The sequence below is a fragment of the Nonomuraea muscovyensis genome (genome assembly GCF_014207745.1).
Lineage (GTDB): Bacteria > Actinomycetota > Actinomycetes > Streptosporangiales > Streptosporangiaceae > Nonomuraea > Nonomuraea muscovyensis.
In genome coordinates, this window is record NZ_JACHJB010000001.1 from 1,075,835 (window position 1) to 1,091,271 (window position 15,437).

Below are 15,437 nucleotides of genomic sequence, written 5' to 3' on the forward strand. Positions count from 1 at the left end.
GACGCCGACATGGCCGTGACCGCGCTCTACAGCGCGCACTTCCGGTCGCTGGTGCGTCTCGCCGTGCTGCTGGTCCGCGACATGGCCACCGCCGAGGAGGTCGTGCAGGACGCGTTCGTCGCCATCCACGGTGCCTGGCGTAGACTGCGCGACCCCGACAAGGCCCTCGCCTACCTGCGCCAGTCCGTCGTCAACAGGTCCCGTTCGGTGCTGCGTCACCGTGCGGTCGTCGAGAAGTATGCTCCCAAGGGTCTGCCCGACGCCCCGAGCGCCGAGAACGGCGCGATCGGGGAGCTGGAACGCTCCGCCGTGATCGAGGCGTTGCGGGCCCTGCCGACGCGTCAGAGAGAGGCACTCGTCCTTCGTTACTACGGTGATCTGTCCGAGGCTGAGATCGCCCACGCCATGGGCATCAGCAAGGGAGCGGTCAAGAGCCACACCGCACGTGGCATGGCCGCCTTGCGATCCGTCCTGGAGAAAATGTCATGACCCAGCCCCCCGACGAGTACGGCGACGTACTACGCGGTGTGCTGCGTGCGGAGGCGGACACGGTCGTGCCCTCGCCGGAAGGACTGGAGATCATCCGCGCCCGCATCGAGCGGCGCGGCATGCGCAACCTGTTCTGGTGGCGGGCCGGCGCCGCCGCCGCCAGCGCCGTCCTGGTCGCCGGCACGATCGTGATGGTCGTCCCCGAGCTGCGCCACCAGGTCCTGCGGGACACCGTGCAGGACATCAAGAGCACCTCCACTCCCCCCGCGGCCGACTCGACCAACCGGGCCGTCTCGCCGGATCCGCCCATCCGCAGCCAGCCGACCGAGGTGGTGGTCGTCCCCGACCCGTCGACCCGGCCGCCGAGGCAGCAGCCGTCGGAGACGGCGAAGTCCACCAGCAAGCCGACGCCGAGCTCCACCCCGTGCCCGACGGCCGCCAAGCAGCAGGACGCGCAGCGCGACGACTGCCCCACGGGCACGCCGACCCCCACGCCGACTCCGACGCCGACCGTGACCCCGACGCCCACCCAGCCGGACCCGGTGCCGACGTGCCCGGCCGACGAGTGCCCACCGCCCGATCCCGAGCCCATCCCGACCGCGGTGCCCAGCCCGCTGCTCAACGGCACCCCGTACTCGATCCCGTGAGCCCGCACCGCCCGTAGCGGGAGCGCTTGCCTGTTCGAGCGGCCCTACCAGCGGCCGGTGCGCGCCAGCAGGACGGCCGCAGCCGCCACCCCGGCCGTGGACGTCCGCAGCACCGTGGGCCCGAGCAGCACCGGCACCGCCTTCACCGCCCTGAACCGGCCCAGCTCCTCATCGCCGACCCCGCCCTCGGGTCCCACCACGACGACGATGTCGCCGCCCGCCGGCAGCTCCACGCCGGACAGCGGCTCAGCCGCCTCCTCGTGCAGCACCAGCCCCAGCGCCGCACCTGCGAGCAGTTGCTCGACCCGCGCCGTGGACGCGGGCTCGGTCACTTCCGGCAGATGGAACCTGCGGGCCTGCTTGCCGGCCTCGCGCGCCGTGGAACGCCACCGGCCGAGCGCCTTGGCGGCCCGCTCGCCCTTCCACTGGGTGATGCTGCGCGAGGCGGCCCAGGGCACGATGACGTCGACGCCGGCCTCGGTCATCATCTCGACGGCCAGCTCGCCCCGGTCGCCCTTCGGCAGCCCCTGGACGACCACGAGCCGCGGCTGCGGCGCCGCCATCTCGTAGCGGCTCGTCACGTCGAGCCGGAGCGCGTCTTTGAGCACCTCGCGCACGACGCACTCGGCGACCGCGCCGGCCCCGTCGGTCAGGTCCACCCGCTCGCCGGCGCGCAACCGGCGCACGGCGGCCGCGTGCCGCCCCTCCGCGCCGCCGAGCACCAGCTCGGGCCCGTCGAGCACGTCGGACAGGAAGACGGGGACGGTCACGGCCGGCGGCTCATCGGCCGTTGAACGCGTCGCGCAGCCGCGAGAAGAATCCCTGCTGCCCCGGCGCGAACTTGCCCGGCGGCCGCTCCTCGCCCCGCTGCCTGGCCAGCTCGCGCAGCAGCTCCTCCTGCGCCGGGTCGAGGCGCATCGGGGTCTCCACGTTGACGTGGATGAGCAGGTCGCCGCGGCCGGTCTCGTTGAGCCGCTGCACGCCCCTGCCGTACATCGTGATGACCTGCCCCGCCTGGGTGCCCGGCCGGACGTCGATCTCCTCCGCCCCGTCGAGGGTCTCCACGGTCAGCACCGTGCCGAGGGCCGCGGCCGTCATCGGGATCTGCACCGTGCAGTGCAGGTCGTCGCCGCGCCGCTCGAAGATCTCGTGAGGGCGTTCGACGATCTCGAGGAACAGGTCTCCGGGCGGGCCGCCGCCGGGGCCGACCTCGCCCTCGCCGGCGAGCTGGATGTGGGTGCCGTCCTCGACGCCCGCCGGGATGCGGACCTTGATCGTACGGCGGGTGCGCACGCGGCCGTCACCCGAGCACTCCTGGCACGGGTGGCGGATGATCGAGCCGAAGCCACCGCACTGGGGGCACGGCCGCGAGGTCATCACCTGGCCCAGGAACGACCGCGTCACCTGGGAGATCTCGCCACGCCCGCTGCACATGTCGCAGGTGTCGGGGTGGGTGCCCGGCGCGGCCCCGGCGCCCTGACACACCTCGCACAGCACGGCCGTGTCGACGACCAGCTCACGGGTGGTGCCGAACGCGGTCTCGCGCAGGTCGAGCTCGACGCGGATCGTGGCGTTGCGCCCCCGGCGCGCCCGCGAGCGCGGCCCGCGCGCGCCGCCCGCCGAGCCGAAGAAGGCGTCCATGATGTCGCTGAACGGGAACCCGGCGCCGAAGCCGCCCGCCCCGGCACCGGCGCCCGCACCGCCGAACGGGTCGGCGCCCAGGTCGTACATCTGGCGCTTGTTGGGATCGGACAGGACCTCGTAGGCCTGCGTGATCTCCTTGAACCGTTCCTGGGTCTCAGGATCCGGGTTCACGTCGGGGTGCAGCTCCCGGGCCAGTCTCCGGTACGCCTTCTTGATCTCGTCCTGACTGGCGTCACGGCGCACCCCGAGGGTGGCGTAGTAGTCGCTGTTTGCCACTTATCGACCTCTTATGATGCAGCCAGGATCTGGCTGACGTAGCGTGCCACCGCGCGCACGGCGCCCATCGTCACGGGGTAGTCCATCCTCGTGGGACCCAGCACGCCGAGCCGGGCCAGTTGGTTGTCGCCAGAACCGTATCCGGTGGCGACGACGGATGTGCCGCGAAGGTAGGGGTTTTCGGAGCCGATGCGCACGGTGAGCGCGGACGGGGTGTCTGTGGAAGTCTCGCCGAGCAGCCGCATGAGCACGACCTGCTCCTCCAGCGCCTCGAGCACGTCACGCAGGCCCGTGGCGAAGTCGGCGCCCGCGAGGTTGGCGGCCCCGGCGAAGACGAGCTTCTCGTCGTGCCGTTCGACGAGCGTCTCGAGCAGCACCGACAGGATCGTCGCCACCGCGGGACGGTCCTCGACCGGCAGCCGCTCGGGCAGGTCGGCGACCCGGTCGGGCACGGTGCTGAGACCGCAGCCGTCGAGACACGCGTTGAGCACGGCGCGCAGGTGGGCGATGCGCTGGTCCTCCACGACCTCGGGCAGCTCGATCACCCGCTGCTCGACGCGGCCGGTGTTGGTGATCAGCACGAGCATGACGCGCCGCTCGCTGAGCGGCACCAGCTCGACGTGCCGGACCGTCGAACGGGTCAACGTCGGGTACTGCACGACGGCGACCTGCCTGGTGAGCTGCGCGAGCAGGCGTACGGTGCGCATGACCACGTCGTCGAGGTCGACCGCGCCCGCGAGGAACGTCTCGATCGCCCGCCGTTCCGCCGAGGAGAGCGGCTTGACCTGCGACAACCTGTCGACGAACAGGCGGTAGCCCTTGTCCGTCGGCACGCGGCCGGCGCTGGTGTGCGGCTGGGTGATGTAGCCCTCCTCCTCCAGCGCGGCCATGTCGTTGCGCACGGTGGCCGGGGAGACCTTCAGGTTGTGGCGCTCGGCCAGCGCCTTGGAGCCCACCGGTTCGTTGGTGGACACGTAGTCTTCGACAATGGCGCGGAGCACCGCCAGTTTACGATCGTCGAGCACGTGCACACCTCCTGCCTCTGCTGGGAACCGCCTAGCACTCGGTGTTCCCGAGTGCCAAGTGTACGGCCGTTGCCTGGAAGGTGCGATAACGACCGGCCACCGGGGTGCCTGGCGTGCCCGAACCCGCAGGCATCAGACTGATCGGCATGACCGACGATTCCCCGTCCCAGCCGAACGGCCCGCAGCCCGGGTCCGGTCCGCGGCCCGGTCAGGCCTCCTCACCCTCCGGTGCCCCGTCCTCCGATCCGCAACCTCCGGCCGCCTCCTCACCTGCGCCGGCGCCCGCGGCGGAGCCGTCCGACGCCTCCGCCGACGCCCCGCCGGACCCGCCTCAGGGCGGCCCCTCCGACGCGCCCGCCGAAGCCGCTTCGGACCCGCGGGCGAGCACCCCTTCCGACGCCTCCTCCGACGCCCCTCCCGACACCCCGTCCGGGCCGCCCTCTGGCGCGCAGCCCAGCGCGCCGTCCGGGTCGACCTCCGGGCCGCAGCCGGGTGCGCCGTCCGGACCGCCCTCCGGGCCGCAGCCGGGTGCGCCGTCCGGACCGCCCTCCGGGCCGCAGCCGGGTACGCCGTCCGGACCGTCATTCGCGTCGCCGTCCGGGCCGCCGCCGCCCGCTGCCGGGTACAGTCGCGCCCCGGGTTACGGGCCGCAGCCTCCGAGCGGGCCGCCGTCGCACGACTATCCGCCGCCCGGCGGCCCGTCCCACGGCCAGGCGGCGCCTCCCGGCGGTCACCCGTACGGACCCCAGCCGTCCAGCACCCCGGGCTACGGGCCACCCGGCGCCTTCGGCGGCTACGGCCAGCAGCCCCCCGGCACCCCCAGCTACGACCGGCAATCACCGAGCGCGCCCGGCTATGGACAACAACCGCCCAGCGCGCCCGGATACGGCTACCAGGCTCCCGGCGGCCCGCCCTACGGTCAGGCGCCGCCTCCCGGCGGGCCCGCGTACGGACAGGCGCCCGCATTCGGCGACCCCTCCTACGGGCAGGGGCAGACGCCCGGCGGGCCCGGCTTCGGCCAGGCTCCCCCGCCGGGCGAGTCCGCGTACGGGCAGGCACCCCCCTCGGGCGGCCCGGCGTTCGGGCAGGCCGCGCCTCCGGGCGGTCAGCCCTACGGACAGCCCGGCGCGTACGGCCCTGGACAGCCGGGCGCGTACGGCCCCGGACAGCCCGGACCGTACGGCCCCGACCAACCCGGACCGTACGGCCCTGGACAGCCGGGCGTGTACGGCCCCGACCAACCCGGCGTGTACGGCGGCGGGGGCCGGTTCGGCGCGCGGCCGGATTCCCGGCCGGTCAAGCCGTCGCTGTGGTGGATCGCGGGTGGCTGGGCGGTCGCCGTGGTGTGCGCGGTGGCGGGCGTCGCCCTGTTCACGGGGGGCGTGTTCAGCACGGCGAGCGACATGGCGCCGTCGAAGACGTTCGCGGCGGGCGAGAGCGTCACCGTCGCCCTCGACCCGGACGACCGGCCCGCCCTCTACATCGCCAGCTCCACCCGGGTGCACTACACGTGCATGATCTCCGGCGGCCCCGGGCAGGCCAGGCTCGTCAACACGACCACGAACCAGACCGTCAACCAGGGCTCCATCCGCTGGCAGCTCATCCTGCTGGTCAACGCCCCCTCGGCCGGCGACTACCGGCTCACCTGCGCGACCCAGGAGCCGGGCGACGCGCGCTTCGGGGTTGGTCGTGACCTCGCCTCCTCGGCGGGCGGCCTGGCCGGCGGGGTGGCGGCGCTGCTGCTCATCCCGGGTGCGGGCGTCCTGATCGGGATCGTCGTCACCGCCGTGGTCCTCGTCCGGCGCAGCCGCGGCCGCAAGCGCCTCGCGATGGGCGGGTGATTTGCTACGGTCCCCGTGTGTACGAGGGTGATGTTCTCGCGGGCAACTGGCGGCGGCCGGGCAAGGGCACGATCCCCAAGGTGCCCGCCGAACCGGACCTCGTCGTGGAGGACGCCGAGAGCGGCTTCTGCGGCGCGGTGGTGGCCTGCGACAAGGAGGCCGTCACGCTGGAGGACCGGTTCGGCAGGCGCAGGCTGTTCCCGCTGGCGCCGGCCGCGTTCCTGCTGGAGGGCAAGGTCGTGACGCTCGTACGGCCCGCGCCGGGCCCGCGCGCGCCGAGGCGGAGCGCGTCGGGTTCGCTCGCCGTGGAGGGGCTGCGGGCCAAGGTCGCCCGGGAGAGCCGCATCTACGTGGAGGGCGTGCACGACGCCGCGCTGGTGGAGAAGATCTGGGGCCACGACCTGCGGGTCGAGGGCGTGGTGGTCGAGTACCTGGAGGGGGTCGACGACCTGCCCGCGATCGTCGAGGAGTTCGGCCCCGGGCCGGGACGCAGGCTGGGCGTGCTGGTCGACCATCTCGTGCCCGGTTCCAAGGAGAGCCGCATCGCCGCCCGGGTGACCTCGCCCGAGGTGCTGGTGGTGGGGCATCCGTTCGTGGACGTCTGGCAGGCGGTCAAGCCGTCCGTGCTGCGCATCCCGGCCTGGCCGGAGGTGCCGCGAGGGATACCGTGGAAGGAGGGTGTGATCGCGGCGCTGGGCTGGCGTCTGGAGCCGGCCGAGGCTTGGCGGCGCATCCTCGGCGCCGTCTCGACCTTCGCCGACCTGGAGCCCGAGCTGTTGGGCCGGGTCGAGGAACTGATCGACTTCGTTACGGAGGCACCATGAGCCAGGACCCACCCCATCCTCAGCCCGACGACGACGCCACGCGGCGCGTCACCCGTTCCGACCTCCCCGACCAGAGCGCCGCCGCGCCCCACCCCGGCCCTGACCCGCACCCCGGCTCAGGCCCCCAGCCCGGTTCGGACGCCCACCCCGACGCGGCCCACCCCGAACCCGGCGCTTCAGGTCCGCACCCCGGCTCGGGTCCGCACCCCGGCTCAGGTCCGCACCCCGGCTCAGGTCCGCACCCCGGCTCGGGCGCCCAGCCCGGTTACGCGTACGGGCAGCCGCACACCCCGCCCGCCGGCTACCCGCCGCCCGCGCAGGGCTACCAGCAGCAGGGCCACCTGCCTCCCGGGTACCTCTACCTGCCCCCCGGCCAGGCCCATCAGCAGCCCGGCGGGTACGGCTACGGGGCCCCGCAACAGCTCCCGCCGCACGTCCCCGGCACGTACGGCCCGCGACCCGGCAGCGACGACACCACCATGGCGATGCTCTCCCACCTGCTGGGCCTGCTCGTCTCCTGGGTCGGCCCGTTGATCATCTACCTGATGAAGAAGGACGAGGCCCCGTACGTCCGCGACCAGTCGGCCGAGGCCCTGAACTTCCAGATCACGATGTTCATCGGCTACCTGGTCGCCGGCCTGTTGTCGATCATCATCATCGGCCTGTTCCTGCTGCCGATCATCTGGATCGTCTCGTTGATCTTCCACATCCAGGCCGCGATCGCCGCCAACCGCGGCGAGAACTACCGCTACCCGATCTCCATCCGCCTGGTCAGCTGACGAGGTCGCGCACCAGCGCGTCGGCCAGCAGCCGTCCCTCGAGCGTGAGCACCATCCGGCCCGCCCGGAACGGCTCGACCTCCAGCAGCCCGCCTCCGAGCGCCGCCGCCACGGCCGTGCGCGCTCGGGGGGCCACCTCGGCGAGCGGGTAGCCGGACGAGAGCCGGAGCTCCAGCATCAGCCGTTCGGTCTCGCGGTCCTCGTCCGCCAGCACCTCGCGCGCGTGGGCGGGCGAGACGCCGGCGGCCAGCCGCTGGGCGTAGGCGGCGGGATGCTTGACGTTCCACCAGCGGGTGCCGCCGACGTGGCTGTGCGCGCCGGGGCCGACGGCCCACCAGTCGCCGCCGGTCCAGTAGAGCAGGTTGTGGCGGCACCGGGCGTCGTCGGAGGTGGCCCAGTTGGACACCTCGTACCAGCCGAACCCCGCCTCGGCCAGCATCGCGTCGGCGATCAGGTAGCGGTCGGCGGCCACGTCGTCGTCGGGCATAGGCAGCTCGCCCCGCCTGATCCGCGCGGCCAGCCGCGTGCCCTCCTCCACGATGAGCGAGTACGCCGAGACGTGGTCGGGCTCGGCCTCGATCGCGGCCGCCAGCGAGGCGCGCCAGTCGTCGTCGGACTCGCCGGGCGTGCTGTAGATCAGGTCGAGGTTGACGTGCTCGAACCCGGCCTTCCGCGCCTCCTGCACGGCCTGGGCGGCCCGGCCGGGGGTGTGGTGGCGGTCGAGGACCTTCAGAACGTGCTCGCGGGCGCTCTGCATGCCGAAGCTGACCCTGGTGAAGCCGCCTTCGCGCAGCCGTTCGAGCGAGGCGGGATCGACGGACTCAGGGTTGGCCTCGGTGGTCACCTCGGCGCCCGGCCGCAGCCCGAACTCCGCGTCGACGGCGGCCAGGATCCGCGCCAGGTCGCCCGGCGGCAGCAGGGTGGGTGTGCCGCCGCCGAAGAACACCGTCTCGACCGGCAGCTCGGCGTCGCCGAGGACGCGTCGTGCCAGCCTCACCTCGGCGATGGCCGTGTCGGCGTAGTCGCGGTGGGAGGCGCCGGGGCCCAGCTCGGCGGCGGTGTAGGTGTTGAAGTCGCAGTAGCCGCAGCGCGTCACGCAGAACGGCACGTGCACGTAGAAGCCGAACGGCCGCTCGCCGAGGCCGCGCAGCGCGCTGTCGGGCAGCTCGCCGGAGGCGGGGGCGGCGTCGCCGTCGGGCAGGGTGGATGGCACGCCTTACAGTCTGCCCGCCGCCATTGACTGCCTGGTCCATCGGGCCTACAAGTACCGCTTCTACCCGACTATTCCCGGGCATAGGCGTACACCGCCTGACTCGGCGCGCCATGATGCACCTTGTCAGCCCGCTCGTCACCGGCCAGCCCGTTGGCCCGCACCTCCACCCGATGGGACACCCCACCGTCACCCTCCCGGTCTCACTTCAGGGACCGGCGGACATCCGAACGAAACGGCGTCACCAGGGACGCCCGGCACAGCCGGACCGACCACAGCGGGACAGCTCTCACGACCGGCACTGACAGTGCCACGAACGGGAACGTGTCACGAGCGGGCGAGGGAGCCTGGCGAGGCGACTTGCAACTGCGACTCGGCGTCGAACCCGGCCAGTTGTAAGAGCGTCGTCAGGGCGGCCTGCCGGGTCTCCTCGACGGTGGCACCGCGCTCACCGAAACACTCTGCCGCCACGTCCAGCACGGCGACGACCACGGCCGCGTCGGGATAGGGCACGTCGACCAGCACCATGCCCTCCACGGCGTCACCTGTTGCGACCGCGTGCCGACGCAGCAGCCGGCGCAGCTCCTCGGCCATCGCCACACCCAGCACGGCCGCCCGCTCGAACCTCTCAGCAGCAATCACGACATACCCTCCAGTCGCACGCGTGTTCGATTTCCTCAAGGTAGCCTGTGCCACCGACAAAATCGTGAGCCCCGGCTTCGACCGCGTCGCGAAGGAGTGAGGTGCAGGTCGCGGAGGGGGAACGAGTGGCGTTGATGGGAGACGAGCCCGTCCTACATCCAGGACGCGGCCCCCGGAAAGCGCCAGGCCTCCTCTTTACGACAGAGATTCCCCGTTCGTCGCGCCCGCATGGCTGTGATCGTCCTGAGCGGCTCTGGCGGCCATGTCGAGAACGAGGCGAGCAGTGGCGTCCAGCATGGCCGGGTCGGCCGCGCGGTCGCTGACGAGAGTGCGGTAGTAGAGCGGGCCGAGCAGGAGATCCAGCAGGCAGTCGACGAACTCGTCGTCCATGTGGCGGCAGGTGTGGCGCTCAAGGACGGCGCGCAGCCCGGCCCGGTCTCGTTCCCGCTGTTCGCGCAGGAACCCCTCACGCAACGCCCGGGCGGTGGCCGGGCTGGTCTGCGCGTGGCCGAGCAGCGCCTGGAGCACCTGGCCGGCGGGTTCGTGGAAGAAGTCGTCGATGCGCCGCAGCTGCCGCTGAAGCTCTTCCTCGGCGGGACCGGAACCGAGCTGCCAGGTCAGCCCCTCCTGGGCGTCACCGGAGAGAGTGTCCAGGAGAATGTCGACCTTGGATTTCCACCAGCGGTAGAGGGTCTGCTTGGCGACGCCGGCCCGGGCGGCGATGCCTTCGATCGTGACGCCGTCGAACCCGCGTTCGACCAGAAGGTCGTCGGCGGCGTTGAGCACGGCGAGCCGAATGCTCTCGCTGCGCTTGGGCCCTGTCCGGCTCACCACGGCCGATCCGCCCGTGGCGGGCTGGGGCGCGTGATCGACAGGGATGGTCGTGCTCCTTCTCGGATTCGTCCCGGCGGCCCCATTCTGGCACAGGCGCATCGCCGTCAGCGGTCAGCGCTTCGTCCGGGCACCCCTGAGGCTGAGCAGCACGCCCATGGCCAGCACCCCCACCACCAGGCTGAAGATCTGTCCTGTGGGAGCCAGGCTCCAGAGGTGGATCAGCACCCCCACCCCGATCGCCGGCACCGCCAGCATCGCGTACAGGATCGCGAAGAAGGTCGACACGGAGGCCCCCCGGTACTGCGGTGCGGAGCGGGTGGTGATGGCCCCGACGCCGTGCCCGAGGGCCACGCCGGTGGCCAGCCCGTTGACGGCGGCACCGGCCAGCAGCGGGAGGAGCGAGGTCGTGGCCAGGGCGGCTGCGATCAGAGCGGCGGCGGTGGTCAAGCCAAGACAGGCCGCGGGCAGGGCGACCGCGGACTTGACGGCACGGACCAGCAGCTGGCCCAGGGCCGTGCAGGCGAACGCGATGAAGACCACCAGACCGGTCAGCGCATGGCTCGACTGGTGCAGCAACGTGCTCAGGAACAGCCCGGTCACCGCCGTCAGAACGCCCAGCACGGCGAAGCCGGCTCCCGCCGCCATCCCCGAGCGCAGGAACTCCGCCCGGATCTCGCCGGGGATGTGCAGCGGCTGAACCTGCCAGGTGAAGCCGGAGCGATGCGTGGCGCTCTCCCGGGAAGTCGCCACACCCAGCAGCCCCAGCAACGCCAGGACGCCGATGACCCACCAGGGGGTACGCAGTGGCGCGGGCGCCAGATCGGCCAGGATCCCGGCTAGGAGGGTCCCGCAGGCCAGGCCGCCCATGTTGGCGAACAACGCGATGGTGGCGGGGCGAACCCGGGCGTCCGGTCCGATCAACTCGGCGAGCGCGGCCGTGGCGGCGCCCGTGACCAGCGCCGCCGAGAATCCCGACACCACGCGAGCCAGGAGCAGCACCGTGACGCTCTGCGCCAGCAGGAAGATCGCGGCCGCGACCAGCGACAGGGCTGTGGCGATCAGGAGCGTGGGACGCCGGCCGATCTGATCGGACAGCCGCCCGAACAGCAGCAGGCCGGCCACCACTCCGACGGCGTAGACGGCGAACACCACTGTGACGGTGATCGGCGAGAAGGCGAACGCCCGCCCGTACAGCGGGTACAGCGGCGTCGGTGCGGTCGTCCCCGCCATGGTGATCCAGAAGGCGAAGGCCACCGCCACCGCGGCTCCGCCCGTGGGGCGGCGGCGTGCGGCGGCCTTCGCCGCGGCGATGTCGACAGGAAATTCAGGCATGAAACGGCCTCACTCGCTCTCCAGGATTCGTACGTGCTGACATCCAAGAGAGTAGACTCAACGTTGCGTCTATTCAACAGGACGGCCCTCTGCACGGCGAGAAGGACGGGATGACGCCAGGACTGGAGGCACCAGCCGCGTGGACCGCGGTACGGGAAGAGGCGACAGGCCCTGCTGACGGCCAGCCTGCGGAGGTGCACGCTCGTGCGAGAGTGCTGGCGGTCCGGCGACGGCGGCGGCCGTCCGGGGACGGTCGCGGTGGCGTCCCGGGGCGGTCACGGTCCCGGCGGCCCGCACAACGACACAGGCCGGAAACGGCGGTGCGCGGCGGGACGGCGGCGGTCCCGCCCTGGCCCTACTCGCCGGGAGGAGAGCGTGCGGCACCGTTACGGCGCAGCCCGGCGTGGCCTCGCGGACCTCGCCGGACCACGTGCCGCGTGCCGACAGGCCCGGCACGCCGCCGGGTGCGCTCTCGCGACCTGGCGGGCCGTACGGCGCGAAAGGCAGGGCCCGTCTGGACCCGCTACTTCTTGGACTTGTCGACGGCGCCGGAGTCGGTGGACAGGGCGGCGACGAACGCCTCCTGCGGCACCTCGACCCGGCCCACCATCTTCATCCGCTTCTTGCCTTCCTTCTGCTTCTCCAGCAGCTTGCGCTTACGCGAGATGTCGCCGCCGTAGCACTTGGCGAGGACGTCCTTGCGGATGGCGCGGATGTTCTCGCGGGCGATGACGCGGGCGCCGATGGCGGCCTGGATCGGCACCTCGAACTGCTGCCGCGGGATCAGCTCGCGCAGTTTCTTGGCCATGTCGACCCCGTAGGCGTACGCCTTGTCCTTGTGCACGATCGCGCTGAAGGCGTCGACCGCCTCGCCCTGCAGGAGGATGTCGACCTTGACCAGGTCGGCCTCGGCCTCGCCGGCGGGCTCGTAGTCGAGCGAGGCGTAGCCGCGGGTGCGCGACTTGAGCTGGTCGAAGAAGTCGAAGATGATCTCGCCGAGGGGCAGCGTGTAGCGGATCTCGACGCGGTCCTCCGACAGGTAGTCCATGCCCTGGAGCTGGCCGCGCCGCCCCTGGCAGATCTCCATGATCGCGCCGATGAACTCGGCCGGGGCGAGGATCGTCGACTTGGTGACCGGCTCGAAGACCTGGGCGATCTTGCCGCCCGTCGGGAACTCCGACGGGTTGGTGACGGTCAGCTCGCTGCCGTCCTCCATGACGACGCGGTAGACGACGTTGGGCGCGGTCGAGATCAGCGACAGGCCGAACTCCCGCTCCAGCCGCTCGCGGACGATCTCCATGTGCAGCAGGCCCAGGAAGCCCACCCGGAACCCGAAGCCGAGCGCGGCGGAGGTCTCCGGCTCGTAGACCAGCGCGGCGTCGTTGAGCTGGAGCTTGTCGAGCGCCTCGCGCAGCTCGGGGTACTCGTCGCCGTCGATGGGATACAGGCCGGAGAACACCATGGGCTTGGGGTGCTCGTAGCCCGCCAGCATCTCGCGGGCCGACTTGGCGGCCGAGGTGACGGTGTCACCGACCCGGGACTGGCGCACGTCCTTCACGCCGGTGATCAGGTAGCCCACCTCGCCGACGCCGAGCCCGCGCTCGGACGGCTTGGGCTCGGGCGAGATGACGCCGATCTCCAGCGTCTCGTGGGTGGCGCTGGTGGACATCATGAGGATGCGCTCGCGCTTGCTCAGGTGCCCGTCGATCACCCGGACGTACGTCACGACGCCCCGGTAGGTGTCGTACACCGAGTCGAAGATCAGCGCCCGGGCGGCGGCGTCGGCGTCGCCGACGGGCGGCGGCACGGAGGCGACCACGTGGTCGAGCAGCTCGCGCACGCCCTCGCCGGTCTTGCCGGAGACGCGCAGCACGTCGGACGGCTCGCAGCCGATGAGGCCGGCGAGCTCCTCGGCGAACTTCTCCGGCTGCGCGGCGGGCAGGTCGATCTTGTTGAGGACGGGGATGATGTGCAGGTCGGCGTTCATGGCCAGGTAGAGGTTGGCCAGCGTCTGCGCCTCGATGCCCTGGGCGGCGTCGACCAGCAGGATCGCGCCCTCACAGGCCTGCAGCGACCGTGACACCTCGTAGGTGAAGTCGACGTGGCCGGGCGTGTCGATCATGTTGAGCACGTGGCCGTCCCACGGGAGGCGGACGGCCTGGGACTTGATCGTGATGCCGCGCTCGCGCTCGATGTCCATCCGGTCGAGATACTGGGCGCGCATGGAGCGGTCGTCGACCACGCCGGTGATCTGCAGCATCCGGTCGGCAAGGGTCGACTTGCCGTGGTCGATGTGCGCGATGATGCAGAAGTTGCGGATCACCGCGGGGTCGGTCTGGCCAGGCTGAGTGCGCACCGAAGTCCGTTTCGACAGGGTTGAGGTCAAGCGTCTTTCATGGTGACATGCCCGGGTGATCTCCCGAACCGTCATCCGCCGCGGCCTGCGCCTGCTCGCGCTTGCCTTGGTCGTCGTGGTCGCGCTGGTCGGCCTACTGGTCGGCCTGGTGGCCGGCGCGTTCCGTGCCCAGTTTACCGGCGCGCCCGCGGAGTGGGCGAAGAGCACGGGGAACGACGCCCTCTGGATGGGGCACATGTGGGTGGACGGGCGCCGCACGGAGCCGGATGTGGAGGCTCTGGCGGTCCGGTTGCGCGACACCGGGATCAGGGACCTGTACGTCCATGCGGGGCCGTTCGAGGCCGATGGCCGGTTGGATCCCGCCAAGTATCCCAACGCCCGCGATTTCCTTGCGTGGGTGCGTGAGCACCTGCCCGGGGTCCGCGTCTCCGCCTGGCTCGGCCAGAAGGTGGACGGCACGCTCGACCTCGACGACGCCCGGTCCCGGGCGAATGTGCTCGACGGGGTAGGCGAGATCGCGAAGACGGGCTTCGACGGCGTCCACTACAACTTCGAGCCCATCGGCAGCGGCGACGAGGAGTTCCTCGACCTGCTCGACCGCACCCGGCCGCTGACCCGGCTGCTGTCCACCTCGACACCGCAGATCGAGCCGTACCCGCTCATGCGCCCGGGCACCCGCGCGGTGCTCGACCACGACAAGTACTGGTCACAGGACTACTTCAGGAGTGTGGCCGGCCGCGTCGACCAGATCGCGGTGATGGCCTACGACTCCGGCATGCCGCTGGAGTCGCTCTACGGCGGGCACGTCGTGCGCCAGGCCGGACTGGCGCTCGACCTGGTGCCCGAGGGCAAGCACCTGTTCGTCGGCGCCCCCGCCTACCACGACCACGGCCTCCCGCTGGGCGACCACGCCGAGAGCGTGGCCGTCACGGCGCGGGCCGCCAAGCTGGCCCTGTCGGAGCACGGGAGGCGCGAGAGATTCGGCCTTGCGCTGTACGTGGACTTCGCCGCGACGGAGGAGGACTGGAGGGAGTACGCTACCCACTGGCTCATCTGACGGAGCTCACCCGGGTCGTTGATTTGAGCAGCCACCTGGGTTATTGGTAATCTGTTCAACTGCGTGTGGCGCGCCCTCTCTCGAGCCCGCGCGCCCCATCCATCACCAGACCTTCACCGAGGCTTCTTCGTGGCGAACATCAAGTCCCAGATCAAGCGTAACAAGCAGAACGAGAAGGCTCGCCTGCGCAACAAGGCGGTCAAGTCGTCCCTGAAGACGGCGGTCCGCAAGTTCCGCGAGGCCGCCGAGCAGGGCGACGTCGAGCAGGCCGTCGCGCTCCAGCGCGTCGCGGCCCGCCAGCTCGACAAGGCCGTCAGCAAGGGCGTCATCCACAAGAACCAGGCCGCCAACCGCAAGTCGGCGATCGCCAAGCAGGCCTCCGAGCTGGCCGCCAAGTAGTCACGGCGTCCCGCCTGGTTCGGCCTGAGCGCCGCACTCCCGCTTCCGGAGTGCGGCGTTTTCGTTTCCCCGGCCGAGCCGG

Annotated in this window: 15 protein-coding genes; 7 read left to right on the forward strand and 8 right to left on the reverse strand. The window is 71.8% G+C overall.

All coding sequences use genetic code 11. The annotated features are described in order from the left end of the window. Nucleotides 1-9 precede the first annotated feature (9 nt). The gene (locus FHU36_RS05125) at nt 10-489 is read left to right on the forward strand and encodes a SigE family RNA polymerase sigma factor (protein ID WP_113704031.1); all 480 of its coding nucleotides are present in this window, start codon (nt 10-12) and stop codon (nt 487-489) included. Then, entirely contained in the window at nt 486-1,136 is a 651-nt protein-coding gene (locus FHU36_RS05130; RefSeq protein WP_185084867.1) for a hypothetical protein, read from the forward strand. Before FHU36_RS05125 ends, FHU36_RS05130 begins: the two co-directional genes overlap by 4 nt. 44 nt (nt 1,137-1,180) lie before the next feature. Here the strand turns inward: FHU36_RS05130 and FHU36_RS05135 are convergent, their stop codons facing one another. The 3 genes from FHU36_RS05135 to hrcA are packed head-to-tail and all read right to left on the reverse strand — an operon-like array spanning nt 1,181 to nt 4,081. After that, nucleotides 1,181-1,906, reverse strand: a complete 726-nt coding sequence (locus FHU36_RS05135) for a 16S rRNA (uracil(1498)-N(3))-methyltransferase (RefSeq protein ID WP_185082633.1) — start codon at nt 1,904-1,906, stop codon at nt 1,181-1,183. 10 nt (nt 1,907-1,916) lie between these two features. Next, the gene (dnaJ, locus tag FHU36_RS05140; RefSeq protein ID WP_185082634.1) at nt 1,917-3,056 is read right to left on the reverse strand and encodes a molecular chaperone DnaJ; all 1,140 of its coding nucleotides are present in this window, start codon (nt 3,054-3,056) and stop codon (nt 1,917-1,919) included. Between the two features lie 11 nt (nt 3,057-3,067). Continuing rightward, nucleotides 3,068-4,081 carry a heat-inducible transcriptional repressor HrcA gene (gene hrcA / locus FHU36_RS05145; RefSeq protein ID WP_185082635.1) on the reverse strand — a complete coding sequence of 338 codons (1,014 nt, stop codon included), beginning with the start codon at nt 4,079-4,081 and terminating at the stop codon, nt 3,068-3,070. Nucleotides 4,082-4,227: 146 nt separating this feature from the next. Here hrcA and FHU36_RS44125 point away from each other — a divergent pair, with 146 nt between their 5' ends. Genes FHU36_RS44125 through FHU36_RS05160 form a run of 3 tightly spaced genes read left to right on the forward strand, consistent with a single transcriptional unit; the run spans nt 4,228 to nt 7,525 of the window. Next, nucleotides 4,228-5,922, forward strand: coding sequence for a hypothetical protein (locus FHU36_RS44125; RefSeq protein WP_246501951.1), 1,695 nt, complete (start codon nt 4,228-4,230; stop codon nt 5,920-5,922). A gap of 17 nt (nt 5,923-5,939) precedes the next feature. Further along, nucleotides 5,940-6,746: a DUF3097 domain-containing protein gene (locus FHU36_RS05155; protein ID WP_185082636.1), complete on the forward strand. Its 807-nt coding sequence runs from the start codon at nt 5,940-5,942 to the stop codon at nt 6,744-6,746. Beyond that, entirely contained in the window at nt 6,743-7,525 is a 783-nt protein-coding gene (locus FHU36_RS05160; RefSeq protein WP_185082637.1) for a DUF4870 domain-containing protein, read from the forward strand. Before FHU36_RS05155 ends, FHU36_RS05160 begins: the two co-directional genes overlap by 4 nt. Here FHU36_RS05160 and hemW read toward each other — a convergent pair. The 5 genes from hemW to lepA all read right to left on the reverse strand — a co-directional run bounded on the left by hemW (nt 7,518) and on the right by lepA (nt 13,899). Next, nucleotides 7,518-8,738, reverse strand: coding sequence for a radical SAM family heme chaperone HemW (gene hemW / locus FHU36_RS05165; RefSeq protein WP_185082638.1), 1,221 nt, complete (start codon nt 8,736-8,738; stop codon nt 7,518-7,520). The two genes, FHU36_RS05160 and hemW, sit on opposite strands and share 8 nt — an antisense overlap. 324 nt (nt 8,739-9,062) lie before the next feature. Then, nucleotides 9,063-9,377 (reverse strand): hypothetical protein, encoded by a 315-nt coding sequence (locus tag FHU36_RS05170; protein WP_185082639.1) that lies wholly within the window; start codon nt 9,375-9,377, stop codon nt 9,063-9,065. Between the two features lie 195 nt (nt 9,378-9,572). Beyond that, nucleotides 9,573-10,208, reverse strand: coding sequence for a TetR/AcrR family transcriptional regulator (locus FHU36_RS05175; protein ID WP_312891439.1), 636 nt, complete (start codon nt 10,206-10,208; stop codon nt 9,573-9,575). 114 nt (nt 10,209-10,322) lie between these two features. Continuing rightward, on the reverse strand, nt 10,323-11,543 hold the full coding sequence (locus FHU36_RS05180; RefSeq protein ID WP_185082641.1) for an MFS transporter: 1,221 nt from the start codon (nt 11,541-11,543) through the stop codon (nt 10,323-10,325). Nucleotides 11,544-12,066: 523 nt separating this feature from the next. Beyond that, nucleotides 12,067-13,899, reverse strand: coding sequence for a translation elongation factor 4 (gene lepA / locus FHU36_RS05185; RefSeq protein ID WP_312891440.1), 1,833 nt, complete (start codon nt 13,897-13,899; stop codon nt 12,067-12,069). Nucleotides 13,900-13,954: 55 nt separating this feature from the next. On the opposite strand from lepA, the gene FHU36_RS05190 reads away from it, so the two are divergent. Both FHU36_RS05190 and rpsT read left to right on the forward strand, forming a co-directional pair. Continuing rightward, nucleotides 13,955-14,956, forward strand: coding sequence for a glycoside hydrolase family 18 protein (locus FHU36_RS05190; RefSeq protein ID WP_185082643.1), 1,002 nt, complete (start codon nt 13,955-13,957; stop codon nt 14,954-14,956). A gap of 129 nt (nt 14,957-15,085) precedes the next feature. Further along, on the forward strand, nt 15,086-15,355 hold the full coding sequence (gene rpsT / locus FHU36_RS05195; protein ID WP_185082644.1) for a 30S ribosomal protein S20: 270 nt from the start codon (nt 15,086-15,088) through the stop codon (nt 15,353-15,355). Nucleotides 15,356-15,437 lie beyond the last annotated feature (82 nt).